General features: G+C 66.8%; 14 protein-coding genes, 1 tRNA gene and 1 pseudogene. 6 read left to right on the plus strand and 10 right to left on the minus strand.

Annotation, left to right across the window (positions count from 1 at the left end; translation table 11 throughout):
* Positions 1-136: 136 nt before the first annotated feature.
* The 6 genes and pseudogenes from ACFPIJ_RS58060 to ACFPIJ_RS58085 form a co-directional block, all read right to left on the minus strand.
* A complete protein-coding gene (locus ACFPIJ_RS58060; RefSeq protein WP_380128148.1) occupies positions 137-496 on the minus strand; it encodes a histone-like nucleoid-structuring protein Lsr2 in 360 nt (119 codons plus the stop codon).
* Positions 497-1,787: 1,291 nt separating this feature from the next.
* Positions 1,788-1,958, minus strand: a pseudogene (locus ACFPIJ_RS58065) (IS5/IS1182 family transposase); the annotation flags it as partial.
* Positions 1,959-2,087: 129 nt separating this feature from the next.
* Entirely contained in the window at positions 2,088-2,762 is a 675-nt protein-coding gene (locus ACFPIJ_RS58070; RefSeq protein WP_380128149.1) for a hypothetical protein, read from the minus strand.
* 89 nt (positions 2,763-2,851) lie between these two features.
* Positions 2,852-3,502 (minus strand): polymorphic toxin-type HINT domain-containing protein, encoded by a 651-nt coding sequence (locus ACFPIJ_RS58075; protein WP_380128150.1) that lies wholly within the window; start codon positions 3,500-3,502, stop codon positions 2,852-2,854.
* 37 nt (positions 3,503-3,539) lie between these two features.
* Positions 3,540-4,574 carry an integrase core domain-containing protein gene (locus ACFPIJ_RS58080; protein WP_380128151.1) on the minus strand — a complete coding sequence of 345 codons (1,035 nt, stop codon included), beginning with the start codon at positions 4,572-4,574 and terminating at the stop codon, positions 3,540-3,542.
* Positions 4,575-4,920: 346 nt separating this feature from the next.
* The gene (locus ACFPIJ_RS58085; RefSeq protein WP_380128152.1) at positions 4,921-8,625 is read right to left on the minus strand and encodes a PQQ-dependent sugar dehydrogenase; all 3,705 of its coding nucleotides are present in this window, start codon (positions 8,623-8,625) and stop codon (positions 4,921-4,923) included.
* Positions 8,626-9,065: 440 nt separating this feature from the next.
* On the opposite strand from ACFPIJ_RS58085, the gene ACFPIJ_RS58090 reads away from it, so the two are divergent.
* A complete protein-coding gene (locus tag ACFPIJ_RS58090; RefSeq protein WP_380128153.1) occupies positions 9,066-9,539 on the plus strand; it encodes an ATP-binding protein in 474 nt (157 codons plus the stop codon).
* 3 nt (positions 9,540-9,542) lie between these two features.
* Here the strand turns inward: ACFPIJ_RS58090 and ACFPIJ_RS58095 are convergent, their stop codons facing one another.
* Positions 9,543-10,088, minus strand: a complete 546-nt coding sequence (locus tag ACFPIJ_RS58095; protein ID WP_380128154.1) for a DUF4279 domain-containing protein — start codon at positions 10,086-10,088, stop codon at positions 9,543-9,545.
* An 82-nt stretch (positions 10,089-10,170) separates the two neighbouring features.
* On the opposite strand from ACFPIJ_RS58095, the gene ACFPIJ_RS58100 reads away from it, so the two are divergent.
* Positions 10,171-10,242 (plus strand) — tRNA-Asp (locus ACFPIJ_RS58100).
* 73 nt (positions 10,243-10,315) lie between these two features.
* Here ACFPIJ_RS58100 and ACFPIJ_RS58105 read toward each other — a convergent pair.
* Positions 10,316-11,188: a hypothetical protein gene (locus tag ACFPIJ_RS58105; protein ID WP_380128155.1), complete on the minus strand. Its 873-nt coding sequence runs from the start codon at positions 11,186-11,188 to the stop codon at positions 10,316-10,318.
* A 403-nt stretch (positions 11,189-11,591) separates the two neighbouring features.
* Between ACFPIJ_RS58105 and ACFPIJ_RS58110 the strand changes: the two genes are divergently transcribed.
* Positions 11,592-12,869: an integrase core domain-containing protein gene (locus ACFPIJ_RS58110; RefSeq protein ID WP_380128156.1), complete on the plus strand. Its 1,278-nt coding sequence runs from the start codon at positions 11,592-11,594 to the stop codon at positions 12,867-12,869.
* A 69-nt stretch (positions 12,870-12,938) separates the two neighbouring features.
* Positions 12,939-13,139 carry a hypothetical protein gene (locus ACFPIJ_RS58115; RefSeq protein ID WP_380128157.1) on the plus strand — a complete coding sequence of 67 codons (201 nt, stop codon included), beginning with the start codon at positions 12,939-12,941 and terminating at the stop codon, positions 13,137-13,139.
* An 8-nt stretch (positions 13,140-13,147) separates the two neighbouring features.
* On the opposite strand, the gene ACFPIJ_RS58120 is transcribed toward ACFPIJ_RS58115, so the two are convergent.
* On the minus strand, positions 13,148-14,968 hold the full coding sequence (locus ACFPIJ_RS58120; RefSeq protein ID WP_380128158.1) for a glycoside hydrolase family 15 protein: 1,821 nt from the start codon (positions 14,966-14,968) through the stop codon (positions 13,148-13,150).
* Between the two features lie 103 nt (positions 14,969-15,071).
* Between ACFPIJ_RS58120 and ACFPIJ_RS58125 the strand changes: the two genes are divergently transcribed.
* Complete coding sequence (locus tag ACFPIJ_RS58125; RefSeq protein ID WP_380128159.1) at positions 15,072-15,809, plus strand: Mut7-C RNAse domain-containing protein; 738 nt, start codon at positions 15,072-15,074, stop codon at positions 15,807-15,809.
* Between the two features lie 96 nt (positions 15,810-15,905).
* Here the strand turns inward: ACFPIJ_RS58125 and ACFPIJ_RS58130 are convergent, their stop codons facing one another.
* The gene (locus ACFPIJ_RS58130; RefSeq protein WP_380128160.1) at positions 15,906-17,384 is read right to left on the minus strand and encodes a S8 family peptidase; all 1,479 of its coding nucleotides are present in this window, start codon (positions 17,382-17,384) and stop codon (positions 15,906-15,908) included.
* A 343-nt stretch (positions 17,385-17,727) separates the two neighbouring features.
* Here ACFPIJ_RS58130 and ACFPIJ_RS58135 point away from each other — a divergent pair, with 343 nt between their 5' ends.
* Positions 17,728-18,000 carry a hypothetical protein gene (locus ACFPIJ_RS58135; protein ID WP_380128161.1) on the plus strand — a complete coding sequence of 91 codons (273 nt, stop codon included), beginning with the start codon at positions 17,728-17,730 and terminating at the stop codon, positions 17,998-18,000.
* The last annotated feature ends 78 nt before the right edge of the window (positions 18,001-18,078 follow it).

Raw genomic sequence — 18,078 nt, forward strand, 5'->3', positions numbered from 1 at the left:
GAGCGGCCTGGAGAAACGGACCAGCGGCAACACTGACACCGCGCTCCAGGCCGACTCAACTAGTCAGATGGCCCGCTGATGCATCCCACGGCATGGCAGCGCGGTCAGCTGCGACACGACACAGCCTCGCCAACCCCTATCGGCCTCCTGCGGCTTGGTAGCGGTCGATGATGTCCTGCTTGATCCGACCGCGCTCTGACACTTCAATGCCCTGCTGCTCAGCCCATTCCCGAATCGCGCGATTCTGGTCTCGGCTGCCACGGCCGGTGGCAGCGGGCTGGGCGCTGCGTCCACGAGAGCCGCCGGGCACAATGCCGCCACGGCCAACCTTCGTGCCTGCCGCGAGATACGGGGCGAGCGCAGCACGGAGCGCGTCGGCGTTCTTGCCGGACAGGTCGATCTCGTACTGCATTCCGTCGAGGCTGAAGGTAACGCTCTCATCGGCTGGCTTGCCGTCGATGTCATCGATCAGCTCCTGGATTACGCGTCGAGCCATACTCCGCCCTTCCACACTTACGTCCGGTAGCTGCTTCCGGCATCCAAGCGCTGCCGAATCGCTGATCACCCGCAGTTCATTCGAACACGAATCATTCCACACCCACCGCCAACGAATTCTGCGGCAGCGCAACTCCGCATGGGCCGCGTCAGTGAGCTCCCCCCGCTTTGAGGGAGCGGTGTTTACCTGCTGCCGGTCGGGGACCCCGGTGCCGGCCGTTCGGCCACCGGTGGCCGAATCTGACCAGGTCGTCGACCTCACTGGTCAGATTCGGCCATGACTGGGCAAGTTGGTCTCGTGTGTGCACGTGGTCCCAGAAGAAGACCTCACCAGTGACGTCGGGGCCGTGATCGACCATGAGGCTGGAATAGCTTTCGTCGGTGGTCAACGGCAGCCGCCGACACACCATAACCAGGGCTACGGCGGCGTTATGGTGCGGCACTGGCCGACGGCGGCTGGGTGTCGGATGCTGGGCCGGTGACCGACCCCGACTGACACTCTCGGGAACTGGCTCATGGTGGGCGTGCCTGCCGTGCCACGACGCTGTGCTCGTCGCTCGTCGCTCGTCGCTCGTCGCTCGTCGCTCGTCGCACCGAAGCTGCCCAGAGTCTATCTGGCCCGCCAGGCACCGACGGCACGCTCGTGTATGTCGACATGGCCGGCGAGCGTCGGAACGCCGGCCTGCGCGAAGAGCTCACGGTCTACCGTTGGGCAAGGCCGCTGTCGGCGACTTCGCCGAAGCCGTCCTCGACCGTCCCTCGCGGATCCCGGGTTCTCGCAGCAATGCCTGGGGCGAGGTGGTCGCGGCACCCCGAGGCGGGCCTCGGTCTTGGCGCAGTTGGCATTCGACTGGGCTCGACCTGCTCCGCGCCGCGCCGCTACAGAACCGGCACCGCTGACGGCGGTCAACGGTGCGACACTGGCGCCGACGGCGCTCAGCCTCAGCGCGGTACGGTCCCTCCGGCGACCTCACCGTTCTCGTCCTCGTCGCTGGGCCCACCGCGACCGTCGGCTCGGCCAGGAACCTGAGCAGGCCTCCAAGCGGTGCCGACTGCGACGCCGAGCCGTCGGAAATCGCTAACGCCGCCATGCCGGGAGCAGCGGACGCACCGCCATCAGCGCCGGCACCGCTGGGCAGGGCGGCCAAGACCGCGGCGGCATAGGCGCGGATCTGCTGGGCGCGGCGCCAGTGCTTCAGCTGCCGGTCCAAGAACCCGGGCCAAGTGCGCCTGGGTGTACTGCTCGTGTGCGGCGGCCATGGCCTGTTCCCAGTCGCGTCGACGGGTGACGGTTGGGCGAAGGTGTAACCGTCGCGTAGGTGAGCCAGCACCAGGAGGGCCTGGCGGTCCGGGAAGAGGCGCCGCCACCTGGACCGCAGCGCCCCGTCGATGCCGCGGATCAGGCCTGTGAGGTGGTTGGGGCTCTGGCTGAACAACGAGATCGCCGATGGGTAGGACAGCATCGAGAGGCTCCATGGGAGGACAGCGTCCTTGGTCGATTGCTGTCTACCGGGTTCCTCTCCCCACATCAACACCGGTCCGTCCCTATCGGCGGCAGCCCATCTGACCAGCACGATCGAGTTGGACGTGGCTCACTGTTCTGCCTCCGAAGGCCGAGGCCGCCGCAATTCCTCAAGGGCGCTCGTTGCCCAGTTCCTCTGGGCGGGATCCGGTGATGCGTCCAGAAACGCTTGGGTGGACACGGCGACAGCATCGCGGTGCGCCGCAAGTTCGGTGCCTCGCACGAGAACGACGGCGGCGGCGATGGCTTCCCTCCTCGTAACAGGGTCCTGGTCCTCGAGGAAGGCGGAGACCACCTCGAAAATCTGCGGACGAAGCTGCCGAACCTTATGCCAGGGCGATGCTGGATACTTCAGCGGCGAGAAGCCAGCCAGGTCGACGAACCGGCGCTCACTGTCGTCGCTCACTGCGTCAGCCGTGTCCCCCAGCCACTCCAACAGGTGTGCCCGTAGGGGCTTGCGAATGCCACTGACCCTCGGTCGCATTGCAGTCTCGCCCGGTATGCGTGGCAAGAGCGCAAGCACGTATCGAACGGCTGGCACCGTCGCCGGCATCACGTTCACGCCGTCACCGAGGCCGAACACGAGGTGCGAAAGCCCCATCTCAACCTCCCGCACGTCACTTGACACCAGCCCTCGGAGCATGTCGGGCGTATCAAGGTCGAACAGTGATTTGGAGCTACCTTTGAGTGCGAGCCAGTCCGTTTCGTCGATGATATTGCGCAGTTCAGATGGATCCTCAACCATCATAATATTCTGACACACGCCGAACACCTGCGGTGCGCGGGGATGCGGTGGCACTCCGCGCGATTTCGAAAACAACTTCGGCGTCAACCTCAGCCCCGGATAGTGCCGAATCTGACGTAGTTTCCGTTCAACGCTGTGCGCACGTTGAGTATCATACCGGGACGGAGAATTGTCGAGGCGGCGCCACGGCAATCGATGCAGATTTGCCTCCAATCCGAGGGGAAAGTCATCATCAATCGGCCTGTCGAACCCGGAAGTGCGAACCTCCGCATTAGGAACGCCGCTTGAATCTCCAGGTGAGATCCGAACCATTTACCCTCTTCGCTTGTAAGGCGGTCGGCGAACCGATTAATCAACGCACTGACGGCCGGGTGTAGCCTGTCCGTTCTAAGATCGAATGTCCTCGTTCCATTTGCCGTTTCAATGTGCAGCACGCCACCCAGTTGCCGAGATTTTGGTTTCTTAACATCGGCGATGTTTTGCGACGCTCTTCTATGGTCGTCATTGTCGCAGTTGTGGACCAGAATCGACGATTCGCCGGCAATCACGTAGTACGTGTGGACTGCTGCGACGGTAAGGTCGCGCATCAGCTTTGCTTGGATGCGACTGTAGACCTTAAGCACAATCATTGTGCGGTGGTCGGCGGCGCGGAGGCGATCACCGGGCGTCAGTTTCGCTGCGTCGACCCAGTTATTCGTCGTATCTGACCAGAACGGGTGATGGTCCGTGGTCTCGAGCACGTGGACTTGTGCTTGCCGAAAACCTCATCCGGGCAGGTCAAGCGGCGTGTTTGTATTCGTGGAGGATGCCGCCGAGGCGATCGTGTCGTCGGACGCGGAGCCTGGCTATCTGGTCCGGATAAGCGATCGGTGTGGGCAGTGGGTGCAGCGGTCGCGCGTTGGCGAGGCCCTGATGCGGTCGATGGCCGTTGTAGAAGTGTTCGAATTCGTGCAGCGCGTGCAAGAGGTGTCGCTGGTTCCAGATCAGCGTCCGGTCCAGCAGTTCGTGGCGGCAGGTCCGTACCCAGCGTTCCATGATCGAGTTCATGCGGGGTGTCTGGATGCCGCTGAGCACGACCTTGATACCAGCGTCGGTGAGCACGGCGTCGAACAGCTCGGGGAACTTGCCGTCCCGGTCGCGGATCAAATATCTGGCTTTGGATCCGGCGTCATCGAGGTCCATGGCGAGGTTTCTCGCGACCTGCGCCACCCAGGAGGCGGTCGGATGGGCGGTGGCGCCGAGGACTCGGATCCGGCGGCTGGCGTGCTCGATCACGGCGAGGACGTACATTCGTGTCCCGCTCAACGTGATCGTTTCCAGGAAATCGCATGCCAGCAGGGCGTCGGCCTGCGACCGCAGGAAGTCCGCCCAGGTACTGGCGGATCGTTCGGGTGCCGGATCGATCCCGGCCTCGTGGAGGATCTCCCAGACCGTGGACGCGGCGACCTCGACTCCGAGCACGAGCAGTTCGCCGTGGAGACGGCGGTAGCCCCAGCTGGGGTTTTCCCTCGCCAGGCGGAGCACCAGGACGCGGACGGACCGTAGCGTGCGCGGCCGGCCAGGGCGCTTGGGCCGGGAGGCGGCCGCATGGCGACGGGCGACGAGGTCGCGATGCCAGCGCAGCACGGTGTCGGGGCGGACGAGTAACCGCAGCCCGTGCAGCACATCCATTGGCAGTCGGTGCAGCAGCGCTGCCAGGAACGCACGATCGGCCGGGTCGAACCGCACCCTCTCCTTGCCCAGTTGGCGTTGCAGCACCATGAGCTGGTGGCGTAGGGCGAGGATCTCGGCGTCCTTGTCCCGGTCGCTCATCGGCAGCAGCCGCAGGATCGTGAGCGTGTTCGTCACGCCGAGGTATGCCAGTCGTAGCAACACGACGGGCCATTATCCCGCAATGGGCGTTGCCATGCGTGAAGGCGGCCGCAGTTGAACGGGTCAAGATCGCTAATGGCCTGGTATGGACCAGGGTGGATGACGTTTTCGGCAAGCACAACGTTCCATACAAAGAGTCTGCACCATGGCGAGCCATGTTCACCGGTCCGGGGACAGCTCCAGCGGTGCGAAACCGTCCACAGTGGACAGCGAATGGCTCTGTCTGCATGGGCCAATCTTGGTAGATCGGCTCAGCAGACGGCAGCCCATATTCGCCGGGTCACGGTCACGTGGGGGTGAAGCGGATCGCGGTGCCCGCCACGAGCGTGGCCTGGTTGTAGGAGTATTGCGCGGCGAGCGTCCCGGTCGCGTTCTCGACCCCGACGGTGGCGACGGAACCCTTTTCGGCCGCGTTGTCCAGGCTCTGGTAGTGCAGCGTGATCGTACCGTCGGTGGCGAACACCGCCGAGAACGTGAGCCTCCGCGACGTGTTGCCGTAGATGTACGCATTGCGCCACTCGATCACGAACGAGCCGTTGACCACCGCGGTCCGAACCGATGCCTGGCCGTCGACGACCAGGTCCGACCAGAACGGATAGACCGCGGCGTTCGGCGCCGCCGCCGACGGGATCGCCCCGTGCTCGACGTACGCCGTTCCCGGGTTGACGAACGAGATCTTTCCGTTGGTGTCGACCCAGGCCGTCGTGTACTGCACGCCGTACAACGTCACGGGAACGGGCAGCGTGATCTGCTGGATGTTGTCGTCCCCGGTCAGCGACAGCGCGGTGTCGTTGGCCGGCACGAACGCCGTCGACAGCGTCGACATGGTGTAGTTGCCGGTCGGCGGGGGCGGCGGCGGGGGCGGCGGCGCCGCCGGCACGGTGAGGTTCGCGGTCGCCGCGCCGCCGTTGCTGACCGTCACCGACGCGGAGGCCGACTGCCCGTTGTAGGTCGCCGCGACCGTGTACGTGCCGTCGGCGAGGCCGGTGAACGAGTACGTGCCCGTGCCGCTGGTCGTCGTCGACAGGTTGCCCGGGTTGAGCGTCACGGTCGCGCCCGAGACGGCACCGCCTCCAGACACCGACACGGTGCCCGAGATCGAGCCGGTGGTCGGCGGCGGCGGTGGCGGAGGCGGAGCGCCGCCGGGTGCGGTGAACACCACCGCCGTGCCGGACTGCAGCTTGGGCGTGTTGACCGAGTACGGCAGGCCGACGCTGCCGTCCGCGTTCTCGATGCCGACGGTGGCGACGCTGCCGCGCTCGAAGTCGTTGTCCAGGTTCGTGTAGTTGGTGATGACGTCGCCGGTCTCCGACAGGATCGCCTCGAACGTGAGCCGGCGCGACGTGTTGCCGTAGATGTACACGTTGCGCCATTCGATGACGAACTGCCGGTTCGGCGCCGTGCCGGTGGTGGTCGTGCGCACCGACGCGGAGCCGTCGACGACGAGGTCGGCCCAGAACGGGTATACCGCAGCGTTCGGCAGCGCGGCCGTAGGGAGGTTGCCGTTGGCCGCATGGTAGCCGTTGGGGTTGACCATGCTCACGACGCCGTTCGTGTCGACCCACGCCGTCGAGTAGCTCTGCCCGTACAGCCTGATCTGGAACGGCAGGCTGACCTGTGTGGTCGCGTCGTCACCGGCCAGCGGCAGCACGGTGGTGTCGGCCGGCGTGAATGCGCGCGCGGTCGTCGAGCAGACGTAGCCGTACGAGTCGGAGCACACGCCGCCGCCGGTCTGCGTGTAGGTCGCCGTGTACGACGCGTTCGTGGTGGGCGCGGGGATCACGTGTGCCGCCGCGCCGCCGTCGGACCAGGCGGTGAAGGCGTAGCTGGAGCCGTTCACCGTCTGCGGCGTCGGCGCCGCCACGGACTGGCTGGACTTCTGGATGACCGTGCGGCTGAACGGCGTGACCGCGCTCGTCGAGCCGACGGTGAGCTGCAGCCCGCTCGGGCTGGTGCCGAACGTCATCACCGATGTCGCCGGGTACAGCGAGATCGTGGTACTGCTGTTCAGGTTGCGGCTGTTCGTCGCGGTCAGCGTCAGCGTCAGGTACGACGGATAGTCGTGGTCGGGTGCCTGGAACGTGCCCGACGCGCCGGCCTGGCTCTGGATCAGGAAGTGCTGGTGGCACGTGCCGCCGGTGGTGCAGTGCTGCAGCGTCAGGTCCCACTTCAGCGCGCTGGCCGGCAACGTGCCGTCCTGCTGGTCGGTCGCGTGGCCGGTGAACGTGATGTTGTCGCCGGTCGCCCAGGTGAGACTGCTCGACGGGGTGTCGATAACCGGCGTCGGCGCCGACACCCCGACGAGGATCTGCAGCGTCTTCTCGTCGAACAGGCCGCCCGCGTCGGTGACGCGCAGCCTGGCCGCATAGACGCCCGCGGTCGTGTACGTGAAGCTCGCGGTGGCGCCGGTCGCGTCGAAGGTGCCGTCGTTGGTGAAGTCCCACTGGTAGGTGAGCACGTCGCCGGGGTTCGGGTCGGTGCTGCCCGCGGAGCTGAACGTCACCGCGAGCGGCGGTCCACCGGAGGTCACGTCGGCCGAGATCGCCGCGGTCGGCGGCTGGTTGGCGGCGCTGTAGCGGATGCGCCGGATGGTCCCGCCGTTGATGTCGGCGTAGTACAGGTCGTTGCCCGGGCCGATGACCAGGTCGACTGGGGTGGCCGCGCCCGGCGCGAACGTCACGATGTTCGCCGGGTCGGGCACGCCGCCGGCGCCGGGCAGCATCGCGTAGATGCACTGGCGCGAGTAATCCGCCCAGAACAGCGCGCCCGCGTACTGCGACGGGTAGGTGCCGCCGCTCGTCGGGTAGAACGCCACGCCGGTCGGGCTGGAGCCACCGGTCGGGCAGGCGTCGCCGGACACCACGTGGTCGACGTGCGCGTACTGGTACACCGGCGGGGTCGCGGTACCGGCCGTGTACAGGCTGTTGCACAGCGATAGATTCGCGTTCTTGTAGCCCGGCTGCTGGCCGACGCCCTCGTAGCAGGGCCATCCGAAGTTCGTCAGCGGCGTGGCCAGCGGGTTGACCAGCCGGTCGATCTCCTCCCAGTTGCGCCAGCCGACGTCGCCGATCCAGATCTCGCTGGTACCCGGGCGGAACGTCCAGCGGTACGGGTTGCGCAGCCCGTATGCGACGATGCGCCGGCGGTTGGCGTCGGTGGTCGTGTTGTACAGCGGGTTGTCGGGCATAGCGGCACCGGTGGCCGGGTCGATGCGGATGATCGTGCCGTTGAGCGGCGCCGCGTTGCTCGTGTCACGCACGCCCCGCTGCGAGCGCAGCGCGCCGCCCTCCGCGCTGGGCGGGTTCATCGCGCCGCCGACGCCGCCCGGAGGATCGCCGCACGGGTTGACCGGGTTGCCCGCCTGCCCCCAGTCGGCGAACGAGGCGCTCCCGCCGTCGCCGCCCGAGGCGTACAGCGCGCCGTCCGCGCCGAACGCGAGGTCGCCCATCGAGTGCGTCTCGAACTGGGTGCACCAGTCGTTGATGAGCACCTGCTCGGTACCGACCATCGCATTGCCGCTGGCCTGCAGCCGCGAGATCCGCCCGCTGACCGGGCAGCCGGTCGCCGTCGTCGGGCACGCGTCGCCATACGTCGGTGGGGTACCGCCGATCAGCGCGTCGTAGGTGTAGGCCACGTAGACGTACGGGCTGGTCGGGAAGTTGGGCGGCAGCGCCAGCCCCAGCAGCCCCTCGTCCTCGTAGTCGTGCACCTCGGCGCTGAGGTCGGCGAAGACGTGCGCGGTGGTGCTCGAGAGGCTGTCGAAGACCTTGATCACGCCGCTCTTCTCGGCGACGAACACGCGCCCGTCCGGGGAGAACACCACCTTCGTTGGGTGCACCAGCCCGGCGAAGACCACCTGTTCGGAGAAGCCCGCGGGCAGGCTGGTCGCGGCCGCCGCGGGACGTCCGGACGTGATGACGGCGCCGGCGATGGGGACGGCGAGCCCCAGGGCCAGAACCGAAGACAACGCGAAGCGGCGGAAACGCGACATATGAACCCCCAGGCAGGGAGCAGGGGCTGGACAACGTCAGTAGACGGCCGCTGAGCAGCTCATGTTCTCGGGTATCCGGTCGCCACAGCCTGGCCGACCGGTTCACTTTTGCGATGGCGGTTCAGGCAGGTGGCCGCAGGCGAGCAGTCACCGGAGCGATCGGTCGTCGTCAGCGGTAGATCAGGTCCATGGTGTCGGTGTGGTCCGTCCAGGTGAGGGTCAGGCGCCAGCAGCCGGGGCTGCGGGAGGTCGATGATCGAGGGCCCGGGTCCGCCCGCGACCCGACGGGTCGCGGACGTGCCGGAGCCGTCGAGCTGGCGCTGTTGCATTGAGCGTTCATCAAGATCAGTTGCCGTAGAAACTGTGGCGCGCGGACGATCATGGCCTTGCGTACCTCAACGGCTGGCTGGACAAATTGCTGCATAACGGTCACCAGAAACATGCCGTACGGAGTCAGTTGTCGTCCCGCTGGCGATCGTCGTAAAGATTCTTCGGCTCTTGATCAACGCGAAGGCTCAATGCAACAGCGCCAAGCCGCCGCCTTCCCACGCGACAAGAGCCTGCGCGCGTTCGACTTCGAGGCCAACGGCACCGTCGACCCTGCCGTGATCCACACCCTCGCCACCTGCGATTGGGTCAAGAAGGGCATGCCGCTCTGCCTGATCGGCGACTCCGGCACCGGCAAGAGCCACCTCCTCATCGCGTTGGGCACCGAAGCCGCGATGGCCGGCTACCGGGTCCGCTACGTGCTGGCGACCAAACTCGTCAACGAGCTCGTTGAGGCGGCCGACGACAAGATGCTCGCCAAGACCATCGCCCACTACGGCCGCGTCGACCTCCTTTGCATCGACCTATGCCGAGACCGCGACTATGCCGAGGGTCTCCGTGAGTTGGTTGGCCCGATGGCGGTTTGAGGTTCAGTCGTCGGCATAGTCGGGGGTCATGTCGTATTCGTCGACGTCCAGGACCGCTCCGGTGGCCTGGAGGAAGTCGAGAACCTCACGGTCGAGATGCCAACCGAACAGGTTCGGGGTCCCACCGGCGGCATCGCTGCGATCGTGCTGCTCGGCCTCCTGGTCGTTGAAGTAGCGCACGACCTCCAGGACGGCGCCAGATCCTTCGCCCTCGGTGTCCAAGCGGCTGGCCGGAGCGGCGATCGCCGCGGTGTGTGGCACGAGCCGTTCGATGACGCGGGCGACCTGCTCGTCAACGCATAGCCCCGGTTCGCGGCAGACGATCTTCCAGCAGTGTCGGGCCGGGATGACGTTGGGTTCTGTCCAGCGACTGCCGCGGACGGTGGTTTCGTCGGGCTCGAGTCCGAGGATGGCTGCCATCGCGGTCGCCGAGGTGTTGCGGCTGAACAGCGCGAAGTAGGCGTACTGGTTGACGTTCACCGGTGAAGAATAGAAGTCGTCCTGGCTGAGGGCGTGCCGGAGCCTGCACCACTGCCGACGGATTCGCATACGCACACCCTCCCGCTGAGCGATACGGGAGCGAAAACGGGACGACCGGGAGAGCACCAGGCTTGTATGGTCGGGATCGCCACGACGTGGAGCTCGGCAGCAGAGTACCGGGCTGTCAACCCGGAGGGCGCGGGTGCAAGTCCCGCCGCGTCGGCCTCGACATGAAGCTCAATCGCCGGCCGGACCGCCGGATCGGCACCAGTTCGTCCGCTGGTGCCGGTCAGCGTTTACAGCAGGACGCAGATTGCGTGCAGCGTGAGGTACCAGGCTGTGCTGGGGTTGGTGCCGTCGTCATCTGTGTAAGCGGTGGCGTTCATGAGATCTTCCACGCCGTAATGACTGCCCGGCATGAACGGGCTCAGGTGGATATTGCCGACGGTGGCGTTGGAGGTGGCCGCGCCGGCACCGGTGTTGAACCGGTCCACCGGGCAGGTCTGGCTCTTGCCCTTGGGGCTGGCAGTGCTGTACGAGGTGTTGCTGGACTCGATGGTGGTCGGACCGGCCGCATACCCGCAGATCGCGTACGCGGTGATCGTCCAGTTGGTGCCGATCGATGTGTCATCCTCGTGGGCGGTCACGGTCACGCTGTCGGTGGAGGGTGCGTCGTCCGCGTACGGCACGACCTTCGTCACCGTCACCTGACCGAAACCGTCGCGGACTTCGAAGCCGGTGCCGAGCAGATCCAAGGAGCTGTTCGAGCAGTGCGCGACCGCGCTCTTGGGGGACACCGAATCGTCGGGGCTTGTGCCGGAGACGATCTCGTAGCCGTCGACGTCGGCGCAGACCGCGCGCACTGTCAACTGCGAATTCGCGTTCGTGCCGTTCTCGTCCTCCCACAACTTGCCGTAGACGTGGCCGGAGAACGGGATCAGGTCGTCGACCATGTTGTCGGTGCCGGCACCGAACGCGCCGGTGCCGATCACGTAGGTGTTGTCCGGGCAGTACGCCTCTTTGGTCTTGTAATCGTCGCTGTTCCACGATGTGGACCGGTCGACGATGACCGGACCTCCGGCGTCGACTGCTTGGGCCGGACCGGCCATGGTGATGCTGATCGCGGCGGAGGCGGTCAGGGCCAGGGCTGCCAAGAGATGTGCCTTCACGTGTGCTCCTCGGACGGGATGCGGGGAAGGACTGTCGTCCGGCAACACGGGCGCCGGGCCGGATTCGCCCAACGGAAACTGGGCGCGACGGATATCGGACACGTGCCCTTGTCCACCGACTCGAGGGCCACCCATCCCGTACGGGCTCATCGGCACGACCGTGCACCGCGAGTCGCCGAAGCCGGGCATGTGTTGGTCAGGATCCGGTTACGCGAGGAGCCGGCCAGACGGGCGCGGTCACCGGCGCCGTCCGGCTACCGGCAGTGTCACCGCTTCGGCGAGAATCTGCCCCTTCACAGGTCGTCGACCCTGTGGGTGCCGAAAACTCCATCCATGGGCTGTGACCTGCCGGTTCCCGGACGCAGGTAGAGGCTGAGATACGGATACGCCAGGATGATCCCTTGTGCTGCTGAGACTGCCCTACCTGGCGCTCACGAGCGTGTTCGCCTTCATCCGGCTGCTGCCGATGAGCGATGTGGACAAGAACGTCGAGATTCTTGCGCTGCGCCACCAGCTCGTCGTCCTGCAGCGCCAGATCGACAAACCTCGCCTCACCCCGCCCGACCGGGCCTTCCTCGCGGCCCTCCTGCACCGACTGCCAAAGCCGACACTGCGGCAACTGCACCTGATCGTCTCCCCCGACACCGTCCTACGCTGGCACCGCGACCTCCTACGACGTCACCACGCCAAGGCATCCCGCCCGAAACGGGCCGGCCGACCGCCCACCGATCGCAGCATCCAGGCCCTCATCCTGCGCCTGGCCCGGGAAAACCCGAGCTGGGGCTACCGACGCATCCACGGCGAACCGGCCATGCCGGCAATCAAGATCGCCCCTTCCACGGTCTGGGAGATCCTGCGGCGCAACGGGATCGAACCCGCACCCCAACGTGACCGCCAGACCTGGGCCACCTTCCTCCGCGGCCAAGCACACGCGATCCTCGCCGCCGACTTCTTCGAAACCCGAACACTCACCGGAGCACGGCTATACGTCTTCGCCGTCATCGAGCACGCCACCCGCCGCGTCCGCGTCCTCGGCGCCACCGCCCACCCCACCGCAGTCTGGACCACACAACTGGCCAGGAACCTGGTCATGGACCTCCAGGACACCGGCGCCACGGCCACGGTGAAGTACCTGACCCGCGACCGCAAATACACGACCGCCTTCGACGCAGTCTTCAACGACGAAGGCATCGACATCGTGAAGACCGGCATCCGCGTACCACGCATGAACGCAATCATGGAACGGTGGGTGCGCTCATGCAGAGCCGAACTCCTCAACCGGACCCTGATCGTGAACCAAGCCCAGCTTCTCCACGCACTCCGCGAGTACGAGACCTTCTACAACCAACACCGATCCCACCGTGCGCTCCACGCCGCGGCACCCCTGCGCCACTCCCCCAACCGATCACCGAACCTGACCGACTCGCCCACCTCGACATCCGACGACGCGACCGACTCGGCGGCATCCTCCACGAATACCGACATGCCGCTTGACCTGCCCGGACGAGATTTCGGCACCTACAGCGCCGCACCAAGGCGCGAATCTCTGCGTGGCGGCGCAGCGTCCCGGGCGAATACTTCAGCGCCCGCTGGTCCTCCTCCCGCTTCGGCGATGGGACGAGCTGCAGAAGTGTGGGCAGTCCGATCGTTCCGATCACCGCGTCGCTGCGGAACGGGGTGACGGTCAGCTGGATGCCTTCGACGGTTGCGGTCGGCATGGCGATGGACATGAGCAGTCCTCTCGGCAGGGGTGAAAGCACCTCCAGATCACTCCACCGACGCGTACCGGCTGCCCGAGCTGTACCTCATCGGCGCCGCGCAGTTCCGGCACAGCTTGCGCCGTATGTTGGACGCCTGGCGGGCCGACAACGCGATCGGCACGGCAGATGCGGCGCGGCTCGCCGAGCGGGTGTGCGCCGGCACCGCCCGCCGGGTCTACGCGCTCGCGTGAACGGCGTATCAGCCGAGGGCGCGGTCAAGGTTGAACGCGGCGCTGATCAACGCAAAGTGGGTGAAGGCCTGTGGAAAGTTGCCCTGTTGTTCGCCGGTGTGGCCGACCTGCTCGGCGTACAGGCCCAGATGGTTGGCGTAGGTGAGCATCTTCTCGAAGGCCAGCCGTGCCTCGTCGAGTCGCCCGGCACGGGTGAGCGCTTCGACGTACCAGAACGAGCAGATCGAGAAGGTGCCCTCCGCTCCTCGTAGGCCGTCCGGGCTGGCGGCGGGGTCGTAGCGGTACACCAGCGAGTCGGAGACCAGGTCTGCGGTGAGTGCGTCGAGGGTGGCGAGCCATTTCGGGTCGGTGGGGGAGATGAATTTGGTCAGCGGCATCATCAGGACGGCGGCGTCGAGCACGTCGTCGTCCTCGTGCTGGACGAACGCCTGCCGGGCGGGAGACCAGCCGCGGCGCATGATCTTCCGGTAGATCCCGTCCCGGGTCTGCGCCCAGTGCGGCATGTTGGCCGGTAGGCCGTGGTGGTTGGCCATTCGTATGGCCCGTTCGATCGCCACCCAGCACATCAGCCGTGAGTACAGGAAGTTCTTCCGCCCTCCGCGGGTTTCCCAGATGCCCTCGTCCGGTTGGTTCCAGTGGTCGCAGACCCAGTCCACCAGGGCGCAGACCGCGTCCCAGTGGTCGCTGGAGATGGGCTGTCCCCACTTGTCGTAGAGGTACACCGAGTCGATCAATGCTCCGTAGATGTCGAGCTGGAGCTGCTGGGCGGCGGCGTTTCCGATGCGTACCGGGGTGGAGCCCCGGTATCCCTCCAGGTGGTCCAGTTCGCATTCGGTGAGCCCGGTGCGTCCGTCAATGCCGTACATGACCTGCAGCGGCCCGGACGAACAACCATTGCCGTGCCGGGTGACGCGATCGGCCAGGAACCTCATGAAGGCCTCGGCCTCGCCGGTGAAGCCCAGTCGCAACAACGCGTAGACGCAGAAGGCGGCGTCGCGGATCCACACATACCGGTAGTCCCAGTTGCGTTCGCCGCCGATCTGCTCGGGCAGGCTGGTCGTCGGCGCGGCCACGATCGCGCCGGTCGGTGCGTAGGTGAGCAGCTTGAGGGTCAGCGCCGAGCGGTGCACTGTCTCGCGCCACCGGCCGCGGTAGCGGGAGGCGGACAGCCACCGTCGCCAGTACGCCACGGTGCTGATGAACTCCTGCTCGGCCTCGGCGTGCGGACACCCGCGGGGCGCGACGTCGTCGCCGACCCGGTCGAGCGCGAACACCGCGGACTCCCCCTCCAGGAGCTTGAAGGATGCCGTCACGTCCACGCTGTCGTGTTCGACCTGCACCGTGGCGGTCAGCGCGAGCGTCAGGTCCGCGGACTCGAAGAGTGTCTGGTCGGCGTGTCGCCGGACGGTGTGTGGCTGTCTGGCGTAGTCGAACCGGGGGGCCACCCGCGCCCGGAACGGAATCGAGCCGCGCACGCACACGACGCGCCGGATCAGGCGGTGGCGACCGGTCTCGCCGGAGACCGGCATGAAGTCCTGGATCTCACCCACGCCGTCCTCGGTGAAGAACCGGGTGATCAGCACGTTGGTGTCGGGGAAGTAGAACTGCTTGGTCTTCGCCGGCGCGTCGGCGGCCAGCTCGAACGACCCGCCCCGGTCGGCGTCGAGGATCGAGGCGAACACGCTCGGGGCGTCGAAGGACGGACAGCAGTACCAGTCGATGGTGCCGTCGGTGCCCACCAGGGCCACCGTGCGCAGGTTGCCGATCAGACCGTGTTCGGCGATCGGCAGATAGCCAGCTGCCGTGGCCGGCTGTTGCCTCCCGCTCATACGCGTGTCCTTACCCGCTTCAGGGTCCGTTAACGACCCCGGACCTGCCTGACGACGCAAAAACCCGCATGTTCGAGACGCCTGACGTAACTACGATGGTTGGATGCGTCGGTCGACCGTGCGGGTCCGGGTGGCCGAACCCCTGCGGTTCCTGCTACCCGTGCGTCACCGCCACGGCGACGTGACGGTGCCCGTGGACGGCGTTTCCAACCTGCGGCACGTGGTCGAGTCGCTGGGCGTACCGCGTACCGAGATCGGCGAATTGTGCGTCAATGGGCAGCCGGCCCGGCCGTCGGCCCGGCCGGGCGACGGTGACGTGATCGATGTCCTGCCGGTGTCTCGACCCCAACGGGTTGCCGATCCGCGCTTCGTCCTCGACGTGCACCTCGGCACGCTGGCTCGCCGGATGCGCCTGCTCGGCCTCGACGTGGCCTACCGCAACGATGCCGCGGACGCCGAACTGGCAGCGCAGTCGGCTGCAGAGGGGCGCATCGTGCTCACCCAGGATCGCGGCCTCCTGCGGCGTCGCGCGTTGGCTGCCGGCGCGTACGTGCGCGGCAGTCGTGCCGACGAGCAGTTGCTGGATGTGCTGGGCCGCTTCGATCCCCCGCTGGTGCCGTGGTCACGGTGTCCCGCCTGCAACGGCATCCTCGAACCGGTTGCGAAGCGGGAGGTGGAGCACCTGCTTGCACCGGGTACCCGCCGCTCGTACTCGGAATTCGCCCGCTGCCGGGCGTGCGGGCGCATCTACTGGCGCGGAGCGCACGCAGACCGGCTGGACGCTATCGTCGCGGCGGTTGCGGGCCGCCGGGGCACCTACGGCTCGGCGGAGGACCGCTGAACTCGATGATCGAACGCACCACCTCAAGGGCGGGGAGCCGCCCCGAAAACGTCACGCCGCCCAGCACACGTGCCGGGCGGCGTGCATCATGACCGTCTACTGCACGGCGTTGTAGGCGTTGACCTCACCGGCACCGTAGAAGCCGTTGCGGTTACCGCCGGTGCAGGTCGCCTCGAACCCCACCAGCTTCGGCACCGGGTTGTAGACGCCGCTCGGGCAGGGCAGCGCCTCGGCGGTGCGCTCCAGCCACGACGCCAGCGCGGCGGGCTGCAGGTTCGGGTGGGCAGACAGCGCCAACGCGGCCACACCGGCCGCGTGCGGACCGGCCATCGAGGTGCCCTGCTTGTAGCCCCAGCCGTTCGTCTTTGTCGTCGTGTTGAACGTCGTGGACAGGACGGCGTCCGACAGCGTCGACGGAGTACCGAGGTTGCGGAAGCGGGTGTCGCCGCCGGGTGCGGTGACGTCGACGACGCCCTGACCGTACGAGGAGTAGTAGCTCTTCATCCGGGTCGGACCGGTCGCGGAGACGGTGACCACGCCGGGCGCCTCGGCCGGAAGGTCCAGGCAGGCACCGGTGATGGTGCGGTCCTCGACCGGGTAGCTGCCGTCGTTGGGGCTGCCACTGTCGACGAACTTGTGCTGAAGGTCGACGTTGGAGTTACCGGCGGAGGCGACGTTGAGCACACCCTGGTTCTGCGAGTAGCGGATCGCGCGTTGCACGGCGATCCAGACCGGGCGCTGCCGCTCGTCGTTACGGCAGTTGAACTCCCACGGGTCGATGAAGTAGCTGTTGTTCGTGATCTGCATGCCGTGGTCGGCGGCCCACAGGAAGCCGCACACCGCGGCCTCGGGGTAGATGAACCCGTCGTCGTTCACCACCTTCACGGACGCGACCTTCACACCGGGCGCGACACCGGCGACACCGACACCGTTGATGGCCGCGGCGATCGTGCCGGCGACGTGGGTGCCGTGGTCCGAGGTGGTCGGGTTCCAGGCGGCCTCGGTCGTGTCGACGACACCGCCGAGGCATGAGGCGCTCTTGTCCTTGGCGATCTGCGTGGCGAGGTCCGGGTGGGTGCTGGAGATGCCGCTGTCCAAGACACCGACGATCACGTTGGAGCTGCCGGTCGTGACCGCGTGGGCCTGCGGCACGTCGATCTGGGTCATGTCCCACTGCAGGCCGAACAGCGGCTCGCCGGTCGGGTCACCGGACGCCTGCGGTGCCGTGACGTCGGCGGCCTCGACGGTCGTGCTGTCTTCCAGTGCCGTGCCGAGCCCAGTGGTGGAGGCAACGGCGTCCACGCCGGAGCCGGCTACCGCGGTCTCGAACGCCGGGTTGGTCGACCGGGCGACGAGCACCCCGATCTGGGTGTAGTTCGCGACAACCGTGCCACCGGCGTCGGCGATCCGGGCGGCTGCCTTGTCGGTCGACCGTCCTTGCGGAGCGAGGACGATATAGGTGCTTTCCGGCCCTACAGCCGATGCCAGCGCTGGTAACGCGGCACCGACCAGGGCGCCGGCACCGAGCGTCGCGGCAGACGCGGCCGCCAGTGCCTTGCGACGAGCGAGTCTCACGGTGTTCCTTCCGTCGGGACTGTCCGATGTGCGAGCCGGTGCTGTGGCACCGGCGACGCGAGCGTCCCAGATCGAGACATCGACAAACCACGGCAGAAACGAACCGTTACACAATATATATTGAAGGCCATAAAATGGACATACTTCATCGCGCTCCGACCGTTACGCGGGGAGCATTATTGAAGAAGTGCAATAGGGCCCGTCGGCGTTACCAAAGCCGGCTGCGTCGCATCAGCCGGCACCGCGCGGACCACGACCCTGTCGGGCTCGTAAATTCGGTTCGTGGCTGTGACGTGCGGTTTTGTGTGGAGTCTGCCCGGCGGTAGCGGCCACAATCGAGGTCATGACCGCTTCGCTGGTGTACTTGCTCCTGCGCCAGATCCTGCAGATGCTCACCCAGCTCGCCCGCGACGGCGGCGCGAAAGACGTCGAACTCCTCGTGTTGCGCCATCATGTGGCGGTACTACGCCGGCAGGTCCACCGCCCCGACCTGCAGCCCGAGGACCGGGTGGTGCTGGCCGCGCTGTCCCGGTTACTTGTACGGTGCCAAAACTGTGCTTCGGGCTGTGAGCTGGGGATTTGCAGGTGGATCAGGCAGCTCGGTGGTACTCGTTGATGACGCCGCTCAGGACGCGGCGTCGCCGGATCGGCTTGTTGATCGCGACGACCGTGCTGGGGTCGTGGTCGGGTGGAT

Source organism: Dactylosporangium cerinum (assembly GCF_042653625.1).
GTDB classification, from domain to species: domain Bacteria; phylum Actinomycetota; class Actinomycetes; order Mycobacteriales; family Micromonosporaceae; genus Dactylosporangium; species Dactylosporangium cerinum.